The organism is Nonomuraea africana (genome assembly GCF_014873535.1).
GTDB classification, from domain to species: Bacteria; Actinomycetota; Actinomycetes; order Streptosporangiales; family Streptosporangiaceae; genus Nonomuraea; species Nonomuraea africana.
The window spans coordinates 5,930,909-5,954,610 of the sequence record NZ_JADBEF010000001.1; the positions used below are offsets into that span (position 1 = coordinate 5,930,909).

Below are 23,702 nucleotides of genomic sequence, written 5' to 3' on the forward strand. Positions count from 1 at the left end.
GACCACGATCACGATGATGCCGAGGTAGTCGCTCACAACCACCCAGTTTTCCAGATCGTCCGGGATGGTCACGCCTTACGACCCACCTCGGGCGCGTCAGACCTTTTCGCGAAGTCGCTGGGAGACGACCTGCGTGACGCCGTCACCGCGCATCGAGACGCCGTAGAGGGCGTCGGCGATCTCCATCGTGCGCTTGTTGTGCGTGATGACGATCAGCTGGGAGCTCTGCCGCAGCTCCTCGAAGAGCGTCAGCAGCCGTTGCGTGTTGGTGTCGTCGAGGGCCGCCTCGACCTCGTCCATGACGTAGAACGGCGAGGGCCTGGCCTTGAAGATCGAGATCAGGAACGCCACGGCCGTCAGCGACCGCTCGCCACCCGACAGCAGCGAGAGCCGCTTGACCTTCTTGCCCGGCGGCCTGGCCTCCACCTCGATGCCGGTGGTCAGCATGTCGGTGGGGTCGGTCAGCACGAGCCGTCCGTCGCCGCCGGGGAACACCCTGGTGAAGATCTGCTCGAACTCGCGGGCGACGTCCTCGTAGGCGGAGGAGAACATCTGCTCGACCCGGTTGTCGACCTCCTGCACCACGGTCATCAGCTCGCGCCTGGTCTTCTTGAGATCCTCCAGCTGCGAATTCAGGAACGCGTGGCGCTCCTCCAGTGCGGCGAACTCCTCCAGCGCGAGCGGGTTGACCTTGCCGAGCTGGTTCATCTGGCGCTCGGCGGCGCGCATGCGCTTCTCCTGCTCGTGCCTGACGTAGGGCACGGGAGGATCGCCGGGCACCGGGGCCGCCGGGCCGTACTCGGCGACCAGCGCCTCGGCCTCGACGCCGAACTCCTCCAGCGCCCGCTGCTCCAGCTGCTCGAGCCGCAGCCGCTGCTCGGTCCTGGCCACCTCGCTGCCGTGGACCCTGTTGACCAGCTTGTCGAGCTCCTGGCTCAGCTCACGGACCCTGACCCTGACCTGCTTCAGCTCGGCGTCGATCGCCACCCTGGCCAGGTCGGCCTCGTCACGCTCGCGCGCCGCCCGCTCGACCGAGACGGCCAGCGCCTGCAGCACCTGCTTGGCCCCTCGCGCCACGGCCTCGGCCACCACGGCCTGCCTCCTGCGCCGCTCACGCTGCGCCGCGGCCGTCAGCCGCTCCTGGCGCTCGCGCTGGGCGGCCCGCACCAGGCCCTCGGCCCGGCCAGCGATGCCCTTGACCCGCTCCTCGGCGGTGCGGACCTGCAGCCTGGTCTCCATCTCGCCCTGCCTGGCCACCTGGCAGGTCGCGGCCAGCTCGTCGCGCACCTCGGTGGTCGGCTCGGTCTCGAGCTCCTGGGCGTACTCGGCCTCGGCGAGCTCGATCTCCAGCTCCGAGAGCTCGGCCAAGCCTTCCTCGCGCGCCTCCTGCGCCGCCCGCACCCCGCCCGCGAGGCGCTCGGCCTCGTCGGCCGCCGCCTTGGCCGCCGCGCCCAGCTGGGCCAGCCGCCTGGCCGCCGCCGCGCTCGCCTGGTCGGCCTCCCGCTGGCGCGCCCTGACCTGGTCGAGCGCGCCCTGGGCGGCGCTCACCCCCGCCTGCGCGCTGCCTGCCGCGCTCTGCGCCTCGTTGACGTGCGACTGCGCGGCCTCCAGCGCCGCCTGGGCGGCCTGCTCGGCATGGGCCGACTCCTCCAGCACGACCACGGTCCGCTCGGCCCACTCCCTGGCCTCCTCGAGGTCGGCGATCGCGTCGTCGAGCGCCGCCCTGACCTGGAGCACCGAGGTGCCGCCCGCGGAGCCGCCGACCGCAAGGCAGGCGCCGACGAGGTCGCCGGCCTGCGTGACGGCCCGCAGCTCGGGGTGCGTCTCGACGAGCGCGCGGGCGTCGTCGAGATCCTGGACGACGACCACGTCGGCGAGCAGGTGGTCGACCGCCGCCCTGAGGTGGTCGGGCACACCGACCAGCTCGACCGCCCACCGCGCCGTGCCAGGCAGCACGGCCCGCGCCCCGGCCGCGCCCGCGTTCCCAGGAGAGCCCGCGTTCCCAGGAGAGCCCGCGCTTCCGGGAGAGCTCGCCACGAGGAGGGTGGCCTGGCCTGCCTCCTTGGCTCTCAGGTGCTCCAGCGCCGCCACCGCCGCGCCGACCGACTCGACCGCCACCGATTCGGCGACCGAGCCCAGCACGGCCGCGATGGCCACCTCGAACCCCTGGCTGACCGTCATCGACGCGGCCAGCGGCCCGAGCACCCCCGACAGCTCCGCCGCCACCAGCGCGGCGCCGCCGTCGGCCCCCTTGGAAAGACCCAGCTCCAGCGCCTCACGACGGGCGTCGAGCGCCGCGACCGCGCGCTGCGCCTCCTGGTCGGCGGCGCGGGCCGTACCGACCGCCGACTTGGCGGCCTGCAGGGCCGCGCGCGGGCCCGCCAGCGCCTCCTTGGCCTGCTCCACGACCTCACGCGCCGCCTCGGCCAGCGCCCTGGCCTCCTCGACCGCGGCCTGCGCCGCCGCCAGCTCCTCGGCGAGCGCGGGATCGACGGCGGGCTCGTCGCCCTCGTGCGCCTCGAGATCCTCGCGCGCCCGCTCGGCCCGCTGCTCGGCCTCGGAGAGGGACCTGGTCAGCCTGCCGATCTCGTCCTCGGCCGCGCGCGCCCTGCTGCGCGCCGACTCGACGCGCCCGCGCAGCCTGGCCAGCCCCTCGCGCCGGTCGGCCGCCGCACGCGCGGCCATGGCCAGCCGCCGTTCCTCGGCGTCGAGCGCGGCCTCGGCCTCCTCGCGCCTGGCCACGGCCACTTCGAGCAGTTCGCGCGCCTGCTCCAGCGCGGCCGCCAGCTCCAGCTCCTGCTCGCGGACCTCGGCGGCCTCCCGCTCCAGCTCCTCGGGGTCGCGGCCGCGCCGCTCGATGGCCGCCGCGTCGAGCGCGTGCCTGTGGCGTTCGGCGGCCAGGTGCTCGAGCCCGATGAAGCGCTCGCGCAGCGAGGCGAGCCTGAAGTAGGTCTCCTGGGCGGCGCTCAGCCGCGGTTGCGCCTCGGCCTCGGACGCCTCCAGCGCCTCCTCGCGCCGCTGCCCCTCGGCCAGCTCGGCCTCCACCTGCGCCCTCCGCGTCAGGATGGCCGCCTCGTCTGCCGCCTCCTTCGCGAGGGTCTCCCGCAGGATGCACACGTCGTCGGCGAGCAGCCGCAGCCGCGCGTCGCGCAGGTCGGCCTGGATGACGGCGGCCTTGCGGGCGATCTCCGCCTGCCGGCCCAGCGGCTTGAGCTGGCGGCGCAGCTCGGTGGCGAGGTCCTGGACGCGGGTCAGGTTGGCCTGCATCGCGTCGAGCTTGCGCAGCGCCTTCTCCTTGCGCTTGCGGTGCTTCAGGACGCCCGCGGCCTCCTCGATGAAGGCCCGCCGGTCTTCGGGACCCGCGTGCAGCACCGCGTCGAGCTGCCCCTGCCCGACGATGACGTGCATCTCGCGGCCGATGCCCGAGTCGGACAGCAGCTCCTGGATGTCGAGCAGGCGGCAGGTGTCGCCGTTGATCGCGTACTCGCTCTGCCCCGACCTGAACATCAGGCGGCTGATCGTCACCTCGGTGTAGTCGATGGGCAGCGCGCCGTCGGAGTTGTCGATCGTCAGCGTGACCTCGGCCCTGCCCAGGGGCGGCCTGCTGGAGGTGCCGGCGAAGATGACGTCCTCCATCTTGCCGCCGCGCAGCGACTTGGCGCTGTGCTCGCCCATGACCCACGCCAGCGCGTCGACCACGTTGGACTTGCCCGAGCCGTTGGGCCCCACCACACAGGTGATGCCGGGCTCGAAGCGGAGGGCGGTGGCGGAGGCGAAGGACTTGAATCCACGCAGCGTGAGCGTCTTCAGGTACACCGAACGCTGCCCTCCCCGGAACCGACTGCGGAAAAGCCTACTGGCACGCGCCGCCCCACGCCGGTCACAGCAGTCGGGCCGGCGGGTGGACAGTAAAAAGACCCCCAACGAAAGGGGGCCGAAAAAATAACGAGGGACGCCTCTTCGAGACGTCCCTGATGTCGCGTTCCGACCTCTCAGGTGAGAGCCGGCTCGCGCTCCTGCAGTCGGCTGAACGCCTCATCGCGGGTTTGCGCTGCAAGAGCGTCATTCTGGGCCTGGAGCCGGGTAAGTTCTGCCTCCAGGTCGCGGATTCGCTGCTGCAAGCGGCGCATCTCCGAGACCATTCGAGGGTCAGGACCGCCGACGTGGCCGAGTAGAGCCTTCGCCATGGTAAAGGGTCCTCCACGCTGAGTGACCAGACTGGTTCGCGCACTTCGTGTTCCGCGGGAGGGGTGCGCGTGGTACCTAACAAGAGTCGCACCGGCAGTGTGGGCGGTCAAGTCGAACGAACCGCACAGAACTACCGACGGGCACTCCCGACATATAAATATACCCCATTTGGACCGTTTGACGGAAGGGCTACCGCTCTACAAAGCCCCTCAAACTACCTCGGGCTTCACTCCAGCGTTCCACAACTCCATCGACCCGGCCGGGTGTGTCGCAACCCTTGATCAGCTCCAGGAGCTTGACGGCCGACTCCCTGGGCCCCTCGGCCACCACCTCGACCCGTCCGTCGGCGGTGTTGCGCGCCCAGCCCACCAGGCCGAGCTCCAGCGCCCTGGCCCTGGTCCACCAGCGGAAGCCGACCCCCTGGACGCGTCCGCGCACCCAGGCGGTCAGCCGCACATCCTCACTCATGATCTACTCCTGCCTGCTGGAACGCGCGCACCGCCGCCGTCTCGCCCTCCTTGCGCCAGACCAGACCCAGCACCGAGTCGGGCAGGCCGACGACGGGCACGAACCTGACGTCCTGCCGCCCGTGATAGGCGGCCGTCGGGGTGCAGAAGAGCATGGCGCCTCTGTTCAGCGCGACCTGTGTCAGGCCTTCCTGGCTGGTGGAGACCGTACCCGCCGACGGGATGGGACGACCCATCGGCGTGGCCGTGGGTGCGACGAGCTCGCGCCACCTGCGCGGCGCGGGGTCGTCCAGCCCGACCAGCGGCAGCTCCGCCAGCTCCTCCGCCTCGATGCTTGCCCGGTCCGCCAGCGGGTGCCGCCGCGAGAGCGCCACCTGCATCGGGACCTTGTTCAGCCCCGCCCCCGTCTCCAGGTCGGGCTCGTCCACGGGCAGCAGGGTGAAGCTCACGTCCACCCGGCCCGCGCGCAGCTTGCCGAACGGGTCGGCCATCGGCACCTCGACCAGCTCCACCTCACAGGCGGGGTTTCGCCGCTCGAACTCCCTGACCGTGCTGGTGACCACCTCGGTGGGCGTGCCGAGAAAGCCCACCCGCAGCACGCCCTCGACCAGCCGCGCGGCCGACGTCGCCCTGGTGACCGCCAGCGCCAGGCCCTCGTAGGCGGGGCGCAGGTCGGCGAGGAAGCGCTCGCCGAGCGGCGTCAGCCGTACCCTCCTGCTCGTCCGGTCGAACAGCCTGGCGCCGATGCGGGTCTCCAGCGCGCGCACCAGCTGGCTGACCCGGCCCGGCGACAGGTAGAGCCGCTCGGCGGCCCTGGCGAAGTGCAGCTCCTCGCTGAGCACGACGAAGCACTCCAGCTCTCTGAACTCCATCACGACTCCTTAGCCTGACTAAACCAAGGCTTCGATCTTCGTCATTGTTCCCGCAGGCCCGGCGCAGAACGCTGGCAGCATGACGACAACCGAGACCGCCCGCGTGCCGTGGGCGGCTGTGTCCACCGTCGCGGTGGGCACCTTCACGATCGTGACCAGCGAGATGCTCCCCGTGGGCCTGTTGACGCCCATCGGCTCCACGCTGGGCGTCTCCGACGGCGTGGCAGGGCTGACCATGTCGGCGCCCGGAGTCGTCGCCGCCCTCTCCGCGCCCCTGTTGACCGTCGTGGCCGGACGGCTCGACCGGCGGATCGTGCTGATCGCGTTGATGGCCCTGCTGGCGGGCGCCAACCTCCTGGCCGCCTACTCCCCCACGTATGCGGTGATGCTGGTCGCCAGGGTGCTGGTCGGGGTGAGCATCGGAGGCTTCTGGGCGTTCGCCGCCACCCTCCCCGCGCGGCTGATGCCCGAACGGCACGTCGGCAGGGCCGCCGCGATGATCGCGGGCGGCGTCTCCGTGGCGTCGGTGCTCGGCGTGCCGGCGGGAACGCTGATCCTGTCACTGGCCGGGTGGCGGATGGCGTTCGTGGCGGTGGCCGTGCTCGCCGTCGTGGTCCTGGCCGCGCTGGCCCTGCTGCTGCCGCCGCTGCCTGCCACCCAGGCGGTACGGCCGGCCCAACTGCTCGCCGTCTGGCGCGACAGCGCGCTCAGGACCGCCCTGGTCGCCACCGCCCTCGTCGTGACGGGCCACTTCGCCGCCTACACCTACATCCGCCCGTTCCTCGAGCAGGTCTCCGGCGCGGGGCCCGCGCTGATCAGCGGCCTCCTCCTCGCGTACGGCGTCGCGGGCGTGCTCGGCAACTTCGGCTCAGGAGGCCAGGCCGCGCGCGGGCCCAGGCAGGTCATGGTGGTGCTCGCCGTGCTGATCGCCGTCTCCACCATGGGGATGCCGCTGGTGGGCGCCGCGATGCTCCTGCTGTGGGGCGTCTCCTACGGCGGCGTCTCGGTGACGGGCCAGCTCTGGGTGGTCAGGGCGGGCGGCGGCGAGGCGGGCATGGCCATGCTCTCGTCGGTCTTCAACGCCGCCATCGCGCTCGGCGCGCTGCTCGGCGGCACGATCGTGGACGCCGCCTCGCCCAGCGCGGTCATGTGGTTCGGGGCCGCGCTGGCCCTGCTCACCGCGGCTTACGCTGGCACCTGGGGCAGGAGAACGACGACCGGTTCATGAACGCCTCGCGCCTGATCGGGGTGCCGCACCGAGAGCACGGCAGATCGCGCCTGCCGTACGCCTCGAGGGAGCGGTCGAAGTAGCCGCTCTCGCCGTTGACGTTGACGTAGAGGCTGTCGAAGGAGGTGCCGCCCTGCTGGAGGGCGGCACCCATGACCTGGCGGACCGCGGCGAGCAGTTCGGCGATCTTGGGCTTGGTGAGCGTCTCGGTGGAGCGCGACCAGTGCAGCCTGGCCAGCCAGAGCGCCTCGTCGGCGTAGATGTTGCCGACCCCGCTGATCAGCGACTGGTCGAGCAGCGCCCGCTTGATCTCGGTGCGTCTGGCCCTGAGCCTGCTGGCGAAGACGTCGTCGTCGAAGGCCGCCTCGAACGGGTCGGGGGCGATGTGCGCGATCGGCTCGGGCACGCCGCCGACCAGCGAGGTCAGCATGACGTGCCCGAAGGTGCGCTGGTCGACGAAGCGCAGGTCGTTGCCGCCGTCGGCGAATGCGAGCCGTACCCTGAGATGCTTCTCGAGCGCGGAGTCGGGCGAGACCACGAGCAGCTGGCCGCTCATGCCGAGGTGGGCGAGGATCGCCTCGTCGCCGTCGAGCGGCAGCCACAGGTACTTGCCGCGCCGCTCGGCGGAGACGATCGTGCGCCCCGCGACGAGGAACGGCCCGATCTGGCGCCGCACGGCGCGCGGGTGCAGCACCTCGGCCGCGCCGATCGTGCGCCCCGTCACCCATGCGGCCAGACCCCGGCGTACGACCTCGACCTCGGGAAGCTCAGGCACCTCAGCCCGCCGGCTGGCTCTCGCGCTGCTCTCTGCGCGCCCTGATGCGGGTCCAGGCCGCTTCGGCCGCCTGCTGCTCGGCCTCCTTCTTGCTGCGGCCCTTGCCCGCGCCGTAGGCCTCACCGCCGACCCGCACCTCGGCGGTGAAGGACTTGGCGTGGTCGGGGCCGCTCTCCTCGACGTGGTACTCGGGGACGCCCAGCGCCTCGGAGGCGGTGAGCTCCTGCAGCGAGGTCTTCCAGTCGAGGCCCGCGCCCAGCGAGGCCGAGCGGGTGATCAGCGGGTCGAACAGCAGGTGGACGACCCTGAAGGCCTCGTCGAGGCCCAGGTCGACGTAGACGGCGCCGATCAGCGCCTCGAGGGTGTCGGCGAGGATCGAGGACTTGTCGCGCCCGCCCGTGCCCTCCTCGCCCCTGCCCAGGCGCAGGAAGCGGCCCAGGCCGAGATGGCGGGCCACGTCGGCCAGCGCGCGCATGTTGACCACGGCCGCCCGCAACTTGGCCAGCTGCCCTTCGGGCAGGTCGGGGTGGTTGCGGTAGAGAGTGTCCGTGACCACCAGGCCGAGCACCGAGTCGCCGAGGAACTCCAGGCGCTCGTTGGTGGGCAGGCCACCGTTCTCGTACGCGTAGGAGCGGTGCGTCAGCGCCCGCTCGAGGATATCCGCGTCGAGCCTGACGGAAAGGACCCGCTCCAGCTCGTCTCTGGCGACCTCCACGGCCACCGGCTTGGGACCTGCGCCCACGTTGTTACCTCCTCAGAGCATCTCTCCGAAGCGCGTGGGCGAGGGAACTGAGAGATGCCCGAAAACGTGGTGGGCGTCGGGGACCAGCCCCGGCGTCCACCACGGCCGCGGGCGAACCGCCGCCGCACGCACCTGAGACGGTGACGCCGGCCGGGGCGCGATGTCACCCGGCCGGCATTCCGTCATTGTGCGATCAGGCAGACGGCTCGATGACCTGACGACGGTTGTAGGTGCCGCAGGTCGGGCACGCGATGTGCGGCTGCTTGGGCGAACGGCACTGCGGGCAGCTCACCAGCGCGACAGCAGACGTCTTCCACTGGGCGCGGCGGGAGCGGGTGTTGCTCCGCGACATCTTCCGCTTCGGGACGGCCACGTCACTTCTCCTGATCGTTATCGTTCTCGGAAACCAGACCTTGCAACGACGCCCAGCGAGCGTCGATCTTCTCGTGCCCGTGGCCAGCGCCGGCCTCCGCCAGCTTGACCCCGCACTCCACGCACAGCCCCTCGCAGTCTTCCCTGCACACGGGGCTGAGCGGCAGTGCGAGCACCACCGCGTCGCGGAACGTCGGCTCGAGGTCGAGGAGTTCACCGTCGAGCAGTGAGTCCTCCTCCGAGGCGTCCTCGTCGGAGTAGAAGAAGAGCTCCTGCACGTTGACCTCGATCTCCGAGGTCAACGGGTCGAGACACCGCGAGCACTCCCCCGCGAGGGGGGCGTGTCCGGTGCCCGAGACGAGCACGCCTTCCATCACTGCTTCGAGCCTGATGTCCAGCTCGACTTCGGCGTCCTTGGGGACACCGATCATGTCGACGCCGAGATTTGCCGGTGCCGGGAGGGACAGAGTCGTCTGCCGCATCGAGCCCGGCCGCCTGCCCAGGTCATGAGTGGAGATCACCCAAGGGGCGCGGGGGTCGAGGTGCTGAGTCATCCTGCTCTCGTTAGGCATGGCGAAATGTCGCCGTCGTACAAGGCCAGATAGCAACGATACCAGGCGCGCGTCAGCCCCTGAGCCGTTCGATCAAGAGCTTGTGGACCAGATCGGGGACGAGCCCGGAGACATCGCCGCCGTAGCGGGCGATCTCCTTCACCCGGGACGACGACAAGAACGAGTATTCCGGATTCGTCGGCATGAAAAGCGTCTCGACGCCGGACAGCCTGTAATTGAGCTGGGCCATCTGCAGTTCGTAGTCGAAGTCGCTGACCACGCGGATGCCCTTGACGATCGCGGGGATGTCGTTCTGGCGGCAGAAATCGACGAGCAGGCCGTGGAACTTCTCGACCCTGACGTTGGGGTAGTCCTTGGTGACAGTGGTGAGGATGTCGATGCGTTCCTCGACGGTGAACAGGCTCTTCTTCTCGACATTGATCAGTACGGCGACCGTCACCTCGTCGTACAGCCGGGCGGCCCGGCCGATGATGTCGAGGTGTCCGTTGGTGATGGGGTCGAACGACCCTGGGCACACTACGCGGCGCACATCGCCTCCCACGTTTACGGGTTCCCGGCGGCGCGACCGTACCAAACGGCCGCTTCGCCGTAACGACGGACCCTCTCCTCTTCGTAGCCGGGGGGCCACACCAGGTCCTTCCCCCTGCTCTCGCGTTCCACCGCGACGAGCGCGTCGGGCGTGAGCCACCCGTTGTCGCGCAGCAGTTCGAGCACCCTCGTGACGTCCTCGTCGGTGACCGCGTAGGGCGGATCGGCGAACACGATGTCGTACGGCTCGCCCGGCCTGGACAGCAGCCGCTCCACCCGGTCGGCCACGACCGTCGCCGTCTCGAAGCCCAGCTCCCTGATGTTGGTCTTGATCGTCTTGACCGCCCTGGCGTCGGACTCCACCAGCAGCGCGTGGGCCGCCCCCCTGGACACCGCCTCCAGCCCGACCGCCCCCGATCCGGCGTAGAGGTCGATCACCCTGGCGCCCTGGAGTCCGTACAGCGAGTCGAGCGTCAAGAAGATCCCTTCTCTTGCCCTGTCACTGGTCGGTCTCGTCGTACGGCCCTGCGGCACCGCCAGCCGTCTGCCACCCGCGCTCCCCGCGATGATCCGCGTCATGGCACCCATTGTTCCGCATGTCCGCGCAGGTCAAGAGTGGACAAGTGTCTCCCTCGACTGCGCAAGGGTCGTAGCTATCGCTCCGATCGGCCCGCATGATGAGTTCTGCGACCTTCGAGGTGACCCAGATGAAGGTCGACCGGCGTGATCGTGAGCCCTTCCGCACGCCGGTTCCCTCGGCACCTGACCCGAGGGTGGGCCCAGCCGGGGACGGCATTCGGGGGGAGGCCGTCCCCGGCGCTGGGCCCGTCACCACCGCTTTCAGCCGGTGGTGACGGGCCGCTCAGGGCGAACTCCCCGCCGGCCCGTCTCTCAGGTCTTCTCCAGGTATCCCGCCCGCTCGTCCGCCAGCAGCCGGTCGATCTCGGCGCGCAGGCCCGGCAGGGACGACAGCTCGGGATCGGCCGACAGCAGCGCCGCCGCCTCCTCACGCGCGGCCACGATGACGTCCTCGTCCCTGAGCAGCTGCAGCATCTTGAGCGAGGAGCGCTTCCCCGACTGCGCCGCTCCCAGCACGTCGCCCTCGCGACGCTGCTCGAGGTCGACCCTGGACAGCTCGAACCCGTCGAGGGTCGAGGCGACCGCCTCGAGGCGCTCCCGCGCGGGGGTGCCCGAGGGGAACTCCGTCACGAGCAGGCACAGGCCGGGCAGCCCACCCCGGCCGACCCGCCCCCTGAGCTGGTGGAGTTGCGAGACCCCGAACCTGTCGGCGTCCATGATGATCATGACGGAGGAGTTGGGCACGTCGACGCCCACCTCGATCACCGTGGTCGCGACCAGCACGTCGACGGCGCCCTTCGAGAAGGCGCGCATGATCGTGTCCTTCTCCTCGGGGGGCAGCTTGCCGTGCAGCACCTCGACGCGCAGCCCGTGCAGCGGCCCCGAGGAGAGCATCTCGGCCACCTCGAGCACCGCCAGCGGCGGCCGCTTGTCGTCGTCGCCCGCGGCGAGGTCTCCCTCGTCGCCCTCCAGGTCGCCGATGCGCGGGCAGACGATGTAGGCCTGACGGCCGAGGCCCACCTCCTCGCGCACGCGCTCCCACGTGCGTTCGAGGTAGTGCGGCTTCTCCGCGGCGGGAACGACGTGCGTGGTGATCGGCGCGCGGCCGGACGGCAGCTGCGACAGCGTCGAGACCTCGAGGTCGCCGAAGACGGTCATGGCGACCGTGCGCGGGATGGGGGTGGCGGTCATGACCAGCACGTGGGGCCGGCCGCCCGCCACCTTCTCGCGCAGCGCGTCGCGCTGCTCGACGCCGAACCTGTGCTGCTCGTCGACCACGACCAGGCCCAGGTCGGCGAACTGGACGTGCTCCTGCAGCAGCGCGTGGGTGCCGACGACGATGCCCGCGGCGCCCGACGCGGCGTCGAGCAGGGCCGAGCGGCGCGCGGCCGTGCCCATGGAGCCGGTGAGCAGCGCCACCGCGGTGCCGCCGAACATGCCGCCCGCCGCCAGGTCGCCGAGCATGGACGTGATCGAGCGGTGGTGCTGCTGGGCCAGCACCTCGGTGGGCGCCAGCAGCACGGCCTGCCCTCCCGCGTCGACCACCTGCAGCATGGCGCGCAGCGCCACCACGGTCTTGCCCGCGCCCACCTCGCCCTGGAGCAGCCGGTGCATCGGGTGCTCGAGCGCGAGGTCGGCCGCGATCTCCTCGCCGACCGCCGCCTGCCCCTCGGTCAGCGAGAACGGCAGCCGCTCGTCGAAGGCCGCCAGCAGCCCGCCCCCGACACGCGGGCGGGCCGTGGCCGGCCACGCCACCGCCGCGGCCCTGCGCTGCAGCAGGACGGCCTGCAGCACGAACGCCTCGTCGAACTTCAGCCGCTTGCGCGCCCTCGTCACGTCGCCGAAGTCGCGCGGCCGGTGGATGGCCACCAGCGCGTCGGCCAGGTCGGGCAGCTCGTGCCTGCGGCGCAGCTCGGCGGGGAGCGGATCCTCCAGCGGGCCCAGCGTGTCGAGGACCACGCCGACGGCCCTGCGGATGGCCCAGGGCGTGACGTCCTTGCCCGCGGGATAGATCGGCACGGGCGCGGCGGCGAACTCCTCAGCGTTCGCCTCGGCCTCCTCCTCGAACAGCTCGAACTCGGGATGGGTCAGCTGCCAGCGCGGCGTCGCCCGCGCGCCGAACAGGCCCACCTTGCCGGCGAACATGCCGCGCCTGCCGGTCTTCAGCCGCGACTCGGCCACGTGGGAGCCCTTGCCGAAGAACGAGAGGTAGATCTTCTTGCCGGTGCCGTCGACCACCTCGACCTCGAGCCAGGTGCCGCCCCTGTTGCGCATGGGCTTGCGCATCAGCCTGGTGACCTCGCCGACCACGGTGACGTGCTCGTCGACCTCGAGCGCGTCGAGCGAGGTGAGCTCGCCGCGCTCGGCGTAGCGGCGCGGGTAGTGGCGCAGCAGGTCGCCGACCGTCTCGAGGTCGAGCACGCTCTGCAGCAGCTTGGCGGTCTTGGGATCGAGCGCCTTGCTCAGGGGTTCGTCGAATCGACTCACGTCAACCAGTTGTACCGCGTTCGACCGACAGGATTCACTCGACACCGATGAGCAACGGGTAACCGCCCTGCCCTCCGTCGTAGACGACGACCTCCACGTCGGGCCTGGCCGCCGCGAGATGCTCCTCGACCGACTTCGCCAGCCGTACGGGCGCGCCGGACCCTGTGACCAGCGTGACCAGCTCGCCGCCGCCGGCCACCATCCTGTCCACGATGAGCGCCGCGACCTCGGTCAGCGAGGCGCCGATGAGCGCCACGTCGCCGTCGATCATGCCGAGCACGTCACCGGGCCTGCACATGCCCGCGCTGGTGAAGGCCTGCCTGTCGGCCACCGTCAGGTGCCCGTAGCGGGTGTGGCCCGCGGCGTCCGTCATGGCCACCACGTCGTCGTCGAAGCGGCGCAGCGGGTCGTGGACGGCCAGCGCGGCCAGCCCCTGCACGGTCGCCTTGGTGGGCAGCACGCTGACCACCACGCCGTCCTCGCGCGCGATCTCCGACGCCGCCACCGCGACCGCGCGCACGCCCTCGTCGTTCGGCAGCACCGCCACCTCGCTGCCGGCCTCGCGGATGGCCGCCAGCATCTCGGGCAGCGACGGGCTCGAGCCCGGCTCCCGCCGTACGACGACGGCACCGCACTCCTCGAACAGGGCCGCGATGCCGTCGCCCGCGGCCACCGCCACCACGCCCCTGCCGCCGCCGGCCCGGTGCGTGCGGCCGGGCGCGGCCAGGTAGGTCACCCTGATCCGGTGCGGGCGTCCGGCCCGCAGGCCCGCCTCGATCGCCTGGCCCGCCTCGTCGACGTGCACGTGGACGTTCCACAGCCCGTCGCCGCCCACCACCACCAGCGAGTCGCCGAGCGCGTCGAGCTCGGCGCGCAGCCTGCCCACGGCCTCGTCCTCGGCGTCGAGCAGGTACATCACCTCGTACCCCGCGCCCGACTCGGTCATCGGCGCCACCCGCCCCGTCGGCTGGGGCACGTCGTAGCGCTGGGCGTAGGAGTCGGTGATCACCGCGGCGAGCGCCTCCAGGATGATCGCCATCCCCGCTCCCCCGGCGTCCACCACCCCGCTGCGCGCCAGCACGTCCAGCTGGTCGGGGGTACGCCGCAGCGCCGCCCGCGCCTCCGCCGCCGCGCCTCGCGCGGTCTCGGCCAGGTCCCCTTCGGGTACGGCTGCCGCCACCGCCTCGAGCACGCTCAGCACCGTGCCCTCGACCGGCCTGGCCACCGCGGACCTGGCCAGCCGCGCCGCCCTGGCCAGCCCCTCGCACAGGTCGGCGCCCGTCCCCTCGCGCTCCTTGAGCACCTCGGCCAGCCCTCTGAGCGCCTGACTCACGATCACGCCCGAGTTGCCCCTGGCCCCGACCAGCGCGCCGTACGCCAGGGTCTGCCACACCACGGCCGCGCCCACGTCGTCGGGCAGCGCCTCGACGGCCTCGGCCGCCGAGATCATCGTGAGGTGCAGGTTGGTGCCCGTGTCGCCGTCGGCCACGGGGAAGACGTTCAGCGCGTCGATCTCCGCCCTCGCCCTGCCGAGGGTGTCCGCGGCCAGCCGCGCCCAGCGTCGCACCGCGGGCGGGTCGAGAACCTCCATGTGTGCTCCCTCGCGACCCCGATGCGCTAGCTTTATTGCGGAGAATATCCCCAACATCCACTCACCGCGGCTCGAGTTCGCGGTCAGGGGCGCGGATCGGATATCCTCGTCTGGCTGGCCGGTTGTCCCCGGCATGCCCTCCGCCCGAAACATCCAAGCGGACTGGGCTTATCGACTGAAAAGGAGCGATACCGTGGCTTCCGTCTGCGATGTCTGCCGCAAGGGCCCGACGTTCGGTAACAACGTGTCCCACTCCCACCGTCGCACCCGTCGTCGTTGGAACCCCAACATCCAGACGGTGCGCGCGGTCATCGGTGGTACGCCGAAGAAGATGAACGTCTGCACCTCGTGCATCAAGGCTGGCAAGGTCACCCGCTAGTCTTCACAACCTTTCCGAAGGCCCGTCGCTCCACCGAGCGGCGGGCTTTCGGCTTTTCTCGTACACGGTGTGGAGATTCTTCTATCCGGGGCGAACATTCACTCGAAAGCCGTTTGCGTGACGGTGCGTAGGCGCTTACCTTCTCAACGTGACTATCACTCTTACCCCCCGCGGTTATACTGCCGGTATGACCAAGAAGATCGGCGTCAGCCTCCCCGACGACCTCTACGCCTGGATGCAGGCGCGGGTCGCGGAGGGCAAGGCCGAGTCGATCTCCGGCCTGATCACCGAGGTAATGGCCTCGCAACGACAACTCACCGAGCTGGCGGCACTGGTCGCCGACCTGAAGGAGGAGTTCGGCGAGCCCAGCCCCGAGGACAAGGCCTGGGCGCAGGCCGCCATCGAGCGGGCCAGACTCGCGCGGGAAGGCCGCCTGCCCGCCGACGAGCAGGTCGCCTGATGGACACCGACCTCATGGAGCGGTTCGTGCTCGACTCGGGCGCGCTCATCCAGCTCGAACGCGGCAACGGCAAGATGATCGAGCTCCTCGCCCAGGTGATCGAGGGCACGATCGTCGTGACCATCCCCCGCACGGTGCTGGCCGAAGTGTGGCGGGGCGGCCCACGTCAGGCCAGGCTGGCCGCACTGCTCAAGCTCGCCGACGCCGAACCCGCCAACCGCGTCGTCATCGACGAGCTGACCCGTCAGCGGGCGAAGGAGATCGGCAAGAAGATCGGCTCATGCGGCCACGACGACATCGTCGACGTCAACGTGGCCCTGTGCGGCAGGAACCCGTCGAGCGGGCAAGTCGACCGCACGATCGTCACCGCCGACAAAGCCGACCTGATCCGGGTCGACCCCGAGCTCAGGCACGCCATCTCCGTCATCTGACGGCTACCGCCACCTCCACGCGTGGTCCACCGGGCCGATGCCGTCGCCCAGGGGGAAGCCGTGGGCGATGGCGCCCGTGACGTACTCCTTGGCCTTGCCCACCGCCGCGGGCACGTCCTCGCCCAGTGCCAGATATGACGCGATCGCCGAGGCCAAGGTGCACCCCGTGCCGTGGGTGTGGCGGTTGTCGTGCCGGGGCGCGGTGAAGCGGTACTCCGCGCTGCCGTCCGTCAGGAGGTCGACCGGCTCGCCCGGCAGGTGGCCGCCCTTGATGAGGGCCCACCGCGGGCCGAGGGCCAGCACCGCGTCGGCGGCCGCGCGCAGGCCGCTCTCGTCCTCCACCTTGATCGAGGTGAGCTGCTCCACCTCCCACAGGTTGGGGGTGACGACCGTGGCGACGGGCAGCAGCCGCGTCTTCAGCGTGTCGACGGCCTCGGGCGCGAGCAGCGAGTCACCGTGCTTGGACACACCGACGGGGTCGACCACGACCGGGGCCCCCGCGGCGGCCAGCGCCTCGGCGACCGTCTCCACCAGGACCGGCGAGGCCAGCATGCCCGTCTTGATGGCCTGCGCGCCGATGTCGCTCAGCACCGAGTCGAGCTGGGCCCGCACCGCCTCGGGCGGCAGTTCCCAGTACCCCTGGACGCCCAGGGAGTTCTGGGCCGTCACGGCGGCGATCACGCTCATGCCGTGCACACCGAGCGCCAGCATCGTCTTCAGGTCGGCCTGGATTCCCGCGCCGCCGCCGGAGTCGGAACCGGCGACGGTGAGCACGCGCGGAGGGGTCGAAGCGGTCATGTCGTCCATCCAACCACTCAGTCGACCGTGCACTCCCCGCCCACCATGCCGCACGTCTGGGGGGCGGTCGCGGTGCCGTCCGCGGTGAAGGTGATCCGGACGGCCTCCCCCGCCGCCAGATCCACGTCGGGCTGGATGACCAGGAGGCCGCCGTCCTGGCTCCACTGGGCGCCTCTCACGGCGGAGACGGTGCCGTCCACGGGGACACTGACGGTCAGGTCGGCCAGCGCCTTGCCGGAGTCGTTCACGACCTGGAGCTCGGCGGTGTAGCCGGCCAGCCGCTGCCTGAGCACGTCGAACTCGACGTTGACCGCGGCGCCACCGCTGCCGCCGCCGCTGCTGGTGCTGCTCAGCTGCGAGGTGGAGGTCGGCCCAGGCTCGACGGGGGGCGGCGGGGCGGTGTTGTCGGCCTCCCGCATACCCGAGGGCTCGACCGAGGCCGTCGGCTCCGCGTCGGGATCGGCGTCATCCTCCGCCGTCGGCCGCGCGGTGTTCTTGACCGTCGGCTTGGGCGTGTTGGTACGGCGGGGCGCCCGCTGCGAGGGGGTGGTCGTCGGGCGCGGCCGGACGTTCCTGGTCTCGGAGGGCTTCACGCTCGGCTCCTCCGTGCCGTCGGCCGCCGGGGCCTCCTCGGTGGCGGAGGCGGCGGCGTCCTCCGTGGGCTCGGGCTCCTCTTCCTCCGAGAGGGAGGGGGCCGGCTGCGTGGCCGACACCGCACCCGCCGTGGGCGCCTTCTCCGCCGAGCCGACCATCCGCACGCCGACGACGGTGCCGCCGAGCACGATCGCGACGGCCGCGACGGACAGCAGGGCGACCTTCCCCTTGCCGCCGGAGGACGCTTCGCGCGGAGGACCGGCCGGGCGGCGCCGTCCGCGCCTCCTGCGGCCCTTGTCGCCCGGCTCGTCGTCCCAGCCGGACGGGCCCTCGTCCCAGCCGCCGGAACCGAGGAAACCGGTCTCCTGGGCGTCTGCGGGCTCCTCCCACGCCGCCACGGGCTGGCGGGGCGGCCCGGTGGCCACCAGCCGGTCCGTGGGCGCGCTGTAGACGGCCGTGGGCTCGCCGAAGGGCGGCGGCTGACCGGCCGGGCCGACGCCACCGTCAGGCCCGGCGTGACCGACGGGCCCGGCGTCGCCGACGGGCCCGCCATGGCCACCTGTCGCGGAATGCCCGGAATGCCCGGCGGCCTGACCGAAGGGCGCGGCCTCACCAAAGGGCGCAGGCGCGGTCTCCCCGAAGGATGCGGGCTGAGCGAAAGGCGCTGCCTCACCGAAGGGGGTGGGCTCGCCGAAGGGCGTGGGCTCCGCCTGAGGCGCGGAACGGCCAGGAGGCGGGGTGGCGGAGAAGGCGGACACGGGGCCGCCGAGCGGGTCGAGGTTCAGCGCGCCGGCCCCCGAGACCGGACCGCCGAACGCGTCGTGTGCCGACATGGGGCCCGTCGCGGGCCCGCCGAGAACGTCGGGGTGCTGCGGCGGCACGGCCCACTCTCCCGTGGAGGGCCCTGCCTGGACCTGCTGGTCGAGCTGGTCGGGCGGCGCGGGCCAGCCCGACTGCTCCCACGTGGGCGCCATGAAGGCGCCCGTGGTGATGGGGTCGTCGAAGGAGCGAAAGTCCGCCTCTCGCGGGTCTTCCGAGTCGCGTCCCCCCTGAGACCACGCGTGCTCTGGTTCGCCGGTGCCGTGGCGGGCCATGGGCGCCCTTCCTGCCGGATACATGGGCCGCCCATCTTAATAACATCTTTAATACGCGCTTGTCACAACTTTCACGGGAGTATCTTCTCGAAACCGACATTTCACTCTCTGAAGTGGTCCCACCCGCCAGGCCCTGCCGTACGGCCCGTGACCTGGACATTCGACCCCTCCACGACGTGTCCGACGACCGTCCAGTGGGGCGGGAGCGGTGCCTCCGGAGGGAAAATCGCGGCCAGAGCGTGATCCTCGCCACCCGTGAGCACCCAGTCGAGCGGATCGGCACCCAGCTCCTTCGCCGCGGCGGACACCGGCTCCGCGAGCGGGAAGGCGGCGGGATCGAGCCTGATGCCCACGCCGCTCGCCGCCGCCACGTGCCCGAGGTCCTGCAGCAGGCCGTCGCTCACGTCGAGCATGGCGGTCGCGCCCAGGCGCGCCGCCTCGGGCCCACACGCGTACGGCGGGCGCGGCCTCCGGTGCCCCTCGACCGCTTCGAGCAGCGGCCCGCTCTCAGGCACGATCCCGGCCTCCAGCAGGGCGAGCCCCGCGGCCGCGTATCCCAGCCTGCCCGCGAAGGCCACCACCTGACCCGGACGCGCGCCCGAGCGGGTGACGGGCGCATGCCCGCCGAGATCGCCGAGCGCCGTCACGCCGATGACCACGAGGTCCGAGCGGGTGGTGTCGCCGCCCGCCACACTGGCTCCCACCAGCGCGCACTCCTCGCGGAACCCGTCGGCCAGGCCATCGACCCAGTCCACGGGAACGTCTGCGGGCATCCCGAGCCCCACCACGAGTGTCGTCGGAATTGCCCCCATTGCGGCGACATCGGAAAGATTCTGTGCTGCGGCCTTCCTGCCTACGTCATACGCGCTGGACCAATGACGGCGAAAGTGCCTACTCTCGATCAGCAAGTCCGTTGTCACTACAACACGCCCGTCGGGTGCTTTCACCACCGCGGCGTCGTCACCGGGACCGAGCAGCACGCTCTCCCCCTGTGGCAATCGTCCGGTGATACGTGCTACAACTCCGAATTCGCCGAGATCTCCGACTGTGATGACGCACCTCCTGTCGGCACACAGGGTACGGTGGCCCTTCGGCGCTGATCCAATCGCCCGGGAGGACGTAATGGTGCAGGCGTACATCCTTATCCAGACCGAGGTGGGCAAGGCCGCGGCCGTGGCACGTGCGATCGCCGGCATCACCGGGGTCACCCAGGCCGAAGACGTGACGGGCCCCTATGACGTCATCGTGCGCGCCGAGGCCCGCAACGTCGACGAGCTCGGCAAGCTGGTCGTCGCCCAGATCCAGGCCGTCGACGGCATCACCCGTACTCTGACGTGCCCTATTGTCCACATATGAAGCGTGTTGCCGTCCTGGTCCTGCTCGTCCTCGCCGGGTGCGGCAGCGCGGTCCAAGTGGAGCCGCCCGTCCCCGAGGGTGACGCGGTGGCCGCCTGCACGAAGCTCGGCGGCCTGCTGCCGCGCGAGCTCGACGGCGCGGAGCGCACGGCCTCCACGCCCGAGTCCCCCTACGTCGCCGTGTGGGGGTCGGCCGAGATCGCGCTGCGCTGCGGGGTGCCCCGCCCCGCGCGGATGGCGGCCACCGACCAGCTGGCCGAGCTCGACGGGGTCGGCTGGTTCGCCGATCCCACCATCCCCACCCTGTTCACCGCCGTGACCGACACCGCCTACGTCGAGGTAACGATCGCCAGGACGCACGAGACGACGAATGTGCTGATGGAGCTCTCCGGGCCGGTGAAGCGGGCCACCGGCTAGCGCAGGCCCGCCTTGCGGCCCAGCCCGAGCTGGATGAGGCGGTCGACCAGCTGCGAGTAGGACAGCCCGCTGGCCGCCCACAGCTTGGGCGCCACCGACTGCGACGTGAAGCCCGGCATCGTGTTGATCTCGTTGACGATGAGCCTGCCGTCGGCGGTGTAGAAGAAGTCGACCCGCGCCAGCCCCTCGCAGCTCAGCGCCTCGAAGGCGCGCACGGCCATCGCCCGCAGCTCCTCCGCCCTGTCGGCGGGCAGGTCGGCCGGCACGGTCAGCGACGTCTGGTCGGGGTAGTACTTGGCCTCGAAGTCGTAGAACTCCTGCCCGCCCTCGACGAGCACCTCCCCCGGCACCGAGGCGGCGGGCGCCTCGTCGCCGAGCGACTCGAGCACCGCGCACTCGATCTCACGCCCGACGATGGCCGCCTCGACCAGCACCTTGGGGTCGTGCGCCCGGGCGAACTCGACGGCCGCCACGAGCGAGGCGAGGTCGTGCGCCTTGGAGATGCCCTGGCTCGAACCGGCGCGGGCAGGCTTGACGAAGACGGGCCAGCCCAGCTCCTCGATCTCCTTGACCACACGGTCCTTGTCCAGCCGCCAGTCGCGCTCGCGCACCACCACGTACGGGCCGACGGGCAGCCCAGCCGCGGCCAGGATCGTCTTCATGTAGGCCTTGTCCATGCCGACCGCGCTGGCCAGCACGCCCGAGCCGACGTAGCGCGCCCCGGCCATCTCCAGCAGTCCTTGGATCGTGCCATCCTCGGCGAACGGACCGTGCATGACGGGGAAGACCACGTCCACCGCGCCCAGCTCGACCGGGATGCTGCCCGGCTCGTAGGTCACCAGCACCGCCTCCCTCGAGGGCAGCGCCAGCTCCGCGCCCGACGTGTCCACGAAGGGCAGCTCGCCGTCCTCGATCGCGTAGCGCTGGTCACCGGTGGCCAGCACCCACCGGCCGTCCTGGGCGATCCCGATGGGGATCACCTCGTACTTCGACCTGTCGATCGTCTCCAGAACACTGCCGGCCCCCATCAGAGAGACGGCGTGCTCAGAGTTGCGACCTCCGAAAACGACCGCGACGCGTGGCTTGCTCATGACGCCCGAATCTACCCTGCTTGTGAGTCAAGGGCTCTTGTCACGTCCGTGACCAGATCTTCGACGTCCTCGAACCCGATCGAGAAGCGGACCGCCTTGCCCTGTCTGACGGCCGAGGTGCTGTCGCCGATCACGCGCAGCGACTTGATGAGGTCGTCGGCGTCTCCGCGCGGTGTGACGATCACGCGGGGGCCGAACCTGGTGCCCTCCGGCCCCGAGTCGAACAGCTGGCGCGCCAGGTGATGGCCGGGATCGCGGGGCAGGCCCGGATAGCCGACGGCGACGAGCGAGGGGTGCTTGGCGACGGCGGCGGCGAACTCCATCGCGGTCGCGCACCTGCGCCTGACCCGCAGCGTCAGCGTCCCCAGTCCGCTGAGCAGCGAGGACTCGTCGGCGGGTGACATCGGGGCGCCGAGGTCCTTGGTGAGCCTGTACATGAGGTCGTTCCTGCCGACCACGACGCCGCCCTCGCGGTCGCCGAGCAGCACGCCGGTCGAGTGCAGCACCAGGTCGGCGCCGTGCTCCAGCGGGCGGCAGACGATCGGCGTGGCGAGCGTCGAGTCGACCACGAGCATCGCGCCGACCTCACGGGCCAGGCGGTACAGACCACGAAGATCCGCCACACCCGTGTCCGAGAGCGTTTCCGCGTATATGATCTTCGTGTGGCCGCGGACGGCCTGCCGTACCGCGGTCAGGTCCGCGGTGTCGACGAAGTCGGCGCTCACGCCGAACCTGCCAAGCACGTTGGCGACGAAGACCGCGCCCGCGGGCGCGACCACATGCGTGCCGCCGCGCAGGAAGGTCAGCAGGACGGCGGCCAGCGCCGCCTCACCCGTGGCGAACGACTGGCCCGCCACGTTCTCCGGCGCCGCCGCGCCTTCGAGGGCCGCCACGGCGGCGGCGAATCCACCCTCGGCCGGCGCGCGCACGCACCTGGTGTTCTCTCTCACACGCCGTATCTCTCCGGTTTGGGGGTGCGCGACATCAGCAGCACCCCTGCCTCGTCCGGGGTCATGCCGTCGTGGACGACGCCCACCACCACCTCGGTGATCGGCATCTCCACGTCGTGCTTCCTGGCCAGTTCGAGCACCGACTCGCAGGACTTGACGCCCTCGGCGGTCTGCCTGGTGGCCGCGACGGCCTGGGCCAGCGTCATGCCCTTGCCGAGGTTGACGCCGAAGGTGCGGTTGCGGGAGAGCGGCGAGGTGCAGGTGGCGACCAGGTCGCCCATGCCGGCCAGGCCCGCGAACGTGTGCGGGTCGGCGCCGAGCGCCGCCCCCAGGCGGGAGATCTCGGCCAGGCCGCGGGTCATGAGCATCGCGCCGACGTTGTCGCCCATGCCCATGCCGGCGGCGACGCCGACGGCCAGCGCGATCACGTTCTTGACCGCGCCGCCCAGCTCCACGCCCACGACGTCGGGGTTGGTGTACGGGCGGAACCACGGCGGCACGTGGCAGGCCTCCTGCAGGTGCTCCATGGTCCGCTCGTCGGGGCAGGCCACCACGGTAGCGGCGGGCTGGCCCTGGGCGATCTCGGGGACCAGGTTGGGGCCCGAGACGACGGCCACCCGCTCCTGCGGCACCTCGGCGACCTCCATGATGACCTCGCTCATCCGCTTGGTCGTGCCGAGCTCGATGCCCTTCATCAGGCTGACGAGCACGGCGTTCCGCGGCAGGTGGGGCTTCCACGCGGTGAGGTTGGCCCGCAGCGTCTGCGAGGGGACGGCCAGCACCACGAAGTCGGCGCCCTCCAGCGCGCGGGCCGGGTCTCCCGTGGCGCGCATCGTGGGGGGCAGCGTGACGCCCGGCAGGTAGTCGGGGTTCTCGTGGCGGAGGTCGATCGCCTCGACGATCTCGGCGCGGCGACCCCACAGCGTGGTCTCCACGCCCGCCCTTGCCATGATCATGCCGAAGGTCGTGCCCCATGAGCCGGTACCGAACACGGCGGCCTTGGTCATCCGCTTCACCGTCCAGCCGGATCGTAGGGGGTCTCCGGAGCTTTCTCTCCCCTGATTTCGGCGAGCTGAACGGTGATGGCGGCGATGATGTCGGCGGTCGCCTCACGCAGCACAGGACCTCGCAACGGCTGCCCTTCGTATTTCGACAGGTCGACCGGCGGCCCGACCCGTACGGAGAACGTCTTGCGCGGAAAGAGCCGCGGTCTCTTCTGCCCGTAGGGCAGCAGCTCGTGGGCGCCCCAGTGCGCCACGGGGATCACCGGGGTACCCGTCTCCAGGGCGAGGCGGGCCGCGCCCGTCTTGCCCACCATCGGCCACAGGTGCGGGTCACGGGTGACCGTGCCCTCCGGGTAGAACAGGATCGCGCCCCCCGCGCGCAGCCGCTGTTCGGAGATCTCCAGCGATCTGCCCGCCTCGCTGGTGCCCCTCGACACGGGGATCGCCTGCAGCGCCCGCACCGCCACGTTGAGGAGCGGCACCCTGAACAGCGCCGCCTTCGCGAGAATGGTCGGCCAGCGGCCGTTGTTGTAGAGGAAGTGCGACAGCAGCACCGGGTCGGTCCACGACAGGTGATTGGTCGCGATGATGATGCCGCCGGTCTTCGGGATGAGCTCGCCTCCGCGCCAGTCCTTCTTGACCAGGAGCCACGAGAGCGGTTTGACGATCACGACGGCGAAGGTCTCCCAGAAGCGCGATGGTCGGCCGGGGCGGCTCATGAACTCCTC

Annotated in this window: 25 protein-coding genes; 6 read left to right on the forward strand and 19 right to left on the reverse strand. The window is 71.3% G+C overall.

Features of this window, described 5'->3' with window-relative positions; all coding sequences use genetic code 11:
* Window positions 1-96: 96 nt before the first annotated feature.
* The 4 genes from smc to H4W81_RS28150 all read right to left on the reverse strand — a co-directional run bounded on the left by smc (window position 97) and on the right by H4W81_RS28150 (window position 5,527).
* Complete coding sequence (smc, locus tag H4W81_RS28140) at window positions 97-3,816, reverse strand: chromosome segregation protein SMC (protein ID WP_192777577.1); 3,720 nt, start codon at window positions 3,814-3,816, stop codon at window positions 97-99.
* Between the two features lie 176 nt (window positions 3,817-3,992).
* Window positions 3,993-4,187: a hypothetical protein gene (locus H4W81_RS47665; protein WP_183656443.1), complete on the reverse strand. Its 195-nt coding sequence runs from the start codon at window positions 4,185-4,187 to the stop codon at window positions 3,993-3,995.
* A gap of 190 nt (window positions 4,188-4,377) precedes the next feature.
* Window positions 4,378-4,656 (reverse strand): acylphosphatase, encoded by a 279-nt coding sequence (locus tag H4W81_RS28145; protein WP_192777578.1) that lies wholly within the window; start codon window positions 4,654-4,656, stop codon window positions 4,378-4,380.
* The gene (locus H4W81_RS28150; RefSeq protein WP_192777579.1) at window positions 4,649-5,527 is read right to left on the reverse strand and encodes a LysR family transcriptional regulator; all 879 of its coding nucleotides are present in this window, start codon (window positions 5,525-5,527) and stop codon (window positions 4,649-4,651) included. The genes H4W81_RS28145 and H4W81_RS28150 overlap by 8 nt, the downstream gene beginning before the upstream one ends.
* A gap of 79 nt (window positions 5,528-5,606) precedes the next feature.
* Between H4W81_RS28150 and H4W81_RS28155 the strand changes: the two genes are divergently transcribed.
* A complete protein-coding gene (locus H4W81_RS28155; protein ID WP_192777580.1) occupies window positions 5,607-6,755 on the forward strand; it encodes an MFS transporter in 1,149 nt (382 codons plus the stop codon).
* Here the strand turns inward: H4W81_RS28155 and mutM are convergent.
* The 8 genes from mutM to H4W81_RS28195 form a co-directional block, all read right to left on the reverse strand.
* The gene (gene mutM, locus H4W81_RS28160) at window positions 6,703-7,530 is read right to left on the reverse strand and encodes a bifunctional DNA-formamidopyrimidine glycosylase/DNA-(apurinic or apyrimidinic site) lyase (protein ID WP_192777581.1); all 828 of its coding nucleotides are present in this window, start codon (window positions 7,528-7,530) and stop codon (window positions 6,703-6,705) included. The two genes, H4W81_RS28155 and mutM, sit on opposite strands and share 53 nt — an antisense overlap.
* Before the next feature lies 1 nt (window position 7,531).
* Complete coding sequence (gene rnc, locus H4W81_RS28165) at window positions 7,532-8,251, reverse strand: ribonuclease III (RefSeq protein ID WP_192781086.1); 720 nt, start codon at window positions 8,249-8,251, stop codon at window positions 7,532-7,534.
* Window positions 8,252-8,465: 214 nt separating this feature from the next.
* Window positions 8,466-8,645, reverse strand: coding sequence for a 50S ribosomal protein L32 (gene rpmF, locus H4W81_RS28170; RefSeq protein ID WP_183656428.1), 180 nt, complete (start codon window positions 8,643-8,645; stop codon window positions 8,466-8,468).
* A gap of 1 nt (window position 8,646) precedes the next feature.
* Entirely contained in the window at window positions 8,647-9,198 is a 552-nt protein-coding gene (locus H4W81_RS28175) for a YceD family protein (protein WP_192777582.1), read from the reverse strand.
* A 70-nt stretch (window positions 9,199-9,268) separates the two neighbouring features.
* The gene (gene coaD / locus H4W81_RS28180) at window positions 9,269-9,745 is read right to left on the reverse strand and encodes a pantetheine-phosphate adenylyltransferase (RefSeq protein ID WP_183656422.1); all 477 of its coding nucleotides are present in this window, start codon (window positions 9,743-9,745) and stop codon (window positions 9,269-9,271) included.
* A gap of 14 nt (window positions 9,746-9,759) precedes the next feature.
* Window positions 9,760-10,323: a 16S rRNA (guanine(966)-N(2))-methyltransferase RsmD gene (rsmD, locus tag H4W81_RS28185; protein WP_192777583.1), complete on the reverse strand. Its 564-nt coding sequence runs from the start codon at window positions 10,321-10,323 to the stop codon at window positions 9,760-9,762.
* Window positions 10,324-10,635: 312 nt separating this feature from the next.
* Complete coding sequence (gene recG, locus H4W81_RS28190; protein ID WP_192777584.1) at window positions 10,636-12,810, reverse strand: ATP-dependent DNA helicase RecG; 2,175 nt, start codon at window positions 12,808-12,810, stop codon at window positions 10,636-10,638.
* Window positions 12,811-12,844: 34 nt separating this feature from the next.
* Window positions 12,845-14,401, reverse strand: coding sequence for a DAK2 domain-containing protein (locus H4W81_RS28195; RefSeq protein WP_192777585.1), 1,557 nt, complete (start codon window positions 14,399-14,401; stop codon window positions 12,845-12,847).
* Between the two features lie 193 nt (window positions 14,402-14,594).
* Here H4W81_RS28195 and rpmB point away from each other — a divergent pair, with 193 nt between their 5' ends.
* The 3 genes from rpmB to H4W81_RS28210 all read left to right on the forward strand — a co-directional run bounded on the left by rpmB (window position 14,595) and on the right by H4W81_RS28210 (window position 15,671).
* Complete coding sequence (gene rpmB, locus H4W81_RS28200; protein ID WP_192777586.1) at window positions 14,595-14,780, forward strand: 50S ribosomal protein L28; 186 nt, start codon at window positions 14,595-14,597, stop codon at window positions 14,778-14,780.
* Window positions 14,781-14,967: 187 nt separating this feature from the next.
* Entirely contained in the window at window positions 14,968-15,240 is a 273-nt protein-coding gene (locus H4W81_RS28205) for a toxin-antitoxin system antitoxin subunit (protein WP_192777587.1), read from the forward strand.
* Window positions 15,240-15,671, forward strand: coding sequence for a PIN domain-containing protein (locus H4W81_RS28210; RefSeq protein ID WP_192777588.1), 432 nt, complete (start codon window positions 15,240-15,242; stop codon window positions 15,669-15,671). Before H4W81_RS28205 ends, H4W81_RS28210 begins: the two co-directional genes overlap by 1 nt.
* 3 nt (window positions 15,672-15,674) lie before the next feature.
* Here the strand turns inward: H4W81_RS28210 and thiD are convergent, their stop codons facing one another.
* The 3 genes from thiD to H4W81_RS28225 form a co-directional block, all read right to left on the reverse strand.
* A complete protein-coding gene (gene thiD / locus H4W81_RS28215; protein ID WP_192777589.1) occupies window positions 15,675-16,478 on the reverse strand; it encodes a bifunctional hydroxymethylpyrimidine kinase/phosphomethylpyrimidine kinase in 804 nt (267 codons plus the stop codon).
* Window positions 16,479-16,486: 8 nt separating this feature from the next.
* On the reverse strand, window positions 16,487-18,181 hold the full coding sequence (locus H4W81_RS28220) for a hypothetical protein (protein ID WP_192777590.1): 1,695 nt from the start codon (window positions 18,179-18,181) through the stop codon (window positions 16,487-16,489).
* Between the two features lie 77 nt (window positions 18,182-18,258).
* Window positions 18,259-19,296: a thiamine-phosphate kinase gene (locus tag H4W81_RS28225; protein WP_192777591.1), complete on the reverse strand. Its 1,038-nt coding sequence runs from the start codon at window positions 19,294-19,296 to the stop codon at window positions 18,259-18,261.
* On the opposite strand from H4W81_RS28225, the gene H4W81_RS28230 reads away from it, so the two are divergent.
* Window positions 19,280-19,513, forward strand: coding sequence for an Lrp/AsnC ligand binding domain-containing protein (locus H4W81_RS28230; RefSeq protein WP_192777592.1), 234 nt, complete (start codon window positions 19,280-19,282; stop codon window positions 19,511-19,513). The genes H4W81_RS28225 and H4W81_RS28230 overlap by 17 nt on opposite strands.
* The gene (locus H4W81_RS28235) at window positions 19,510-19,929 is read left to right on the forward strand and encodes a DUF3515 family protein (RefSeq protein WP_192777593.1); all 420 of its coding nucleotides are present in this window, start codon (window positions 19,510-19,512) and stop codon (window positions 19,927-19,929) included. The genes H4W81_RS28230 and H4W81_RS28235 overlap by 4 nt, the downstream gene beginning before the upstream one ends.
* On the opposite strand, the gene H4W81_RS28240 is transcribed toward H4W81_RS28235, so the two are convergent.
* The 4 genes from H4W81_RS28240 to H4W81_RS28255 are packed head-to-tail and all read right to left on the reverse strand — an operon-like array spanning window position 19,926 to window position 23,693.
* Window positions 19,926-21,020 (reverse strand): D-alanine--D-alanine ligase family protein, encoded by a 1,095-nt coding sequence (locus H4W81_RS28240; protein WP_192777594.1) that lies wholly within the window; start codon window positions 21,018-21,020, stop codon window positions 19,926-19,928. The two genes, H4W81_RS28235 and H4W81_RS28240, sit on opposite strands and share 4 nt — an antisense overlap.
* 11 nt (window positions 21,021-21,031) lie before the next feature.
* The gene (locus H4W81_RS28245; protein ID WP_318782006.1) at window positions 21,032-21,970 is read right to left on the reverse strand and encodes a PLP-dependent transferase; all 939 of its coding nucleotides are present in this window, start codon (window positions 21,968-21,970) and stop codon (window positions 21,032-21,034) included.
* Window positions 21,967-22,977, reverse strand: a complete 1,011-nt coding sequence (locus H4W81_RS28250) for an NAD(P)H-dependent glycerol-3-phosphate dehydrogenase (RefSeq protein WP_192777595.1) — start codon at window positions 22,975-22,977, stop codon at window positions 21,967-21,969. The genes H4W81_RS28245 and H4W81_RS28250 overlap by 4 nt, the downstream gene beginning before the upstream one ends.
* Window positions 22,978-22,982: 5 nt before the next feature.
* Window positions 22,983-23,693, reverse strand: coding sequence for a lysophospholipid acyltransferase family protein (locus H4W81_RS28255; protein ID WP_192777596.1), 711 nt, complete (start codon window positions 23,691-23,693; stop codon window positions 22,983-22,985).
* Window positions 23,694-23,702 lie beyond the last annotated feature (9 nt).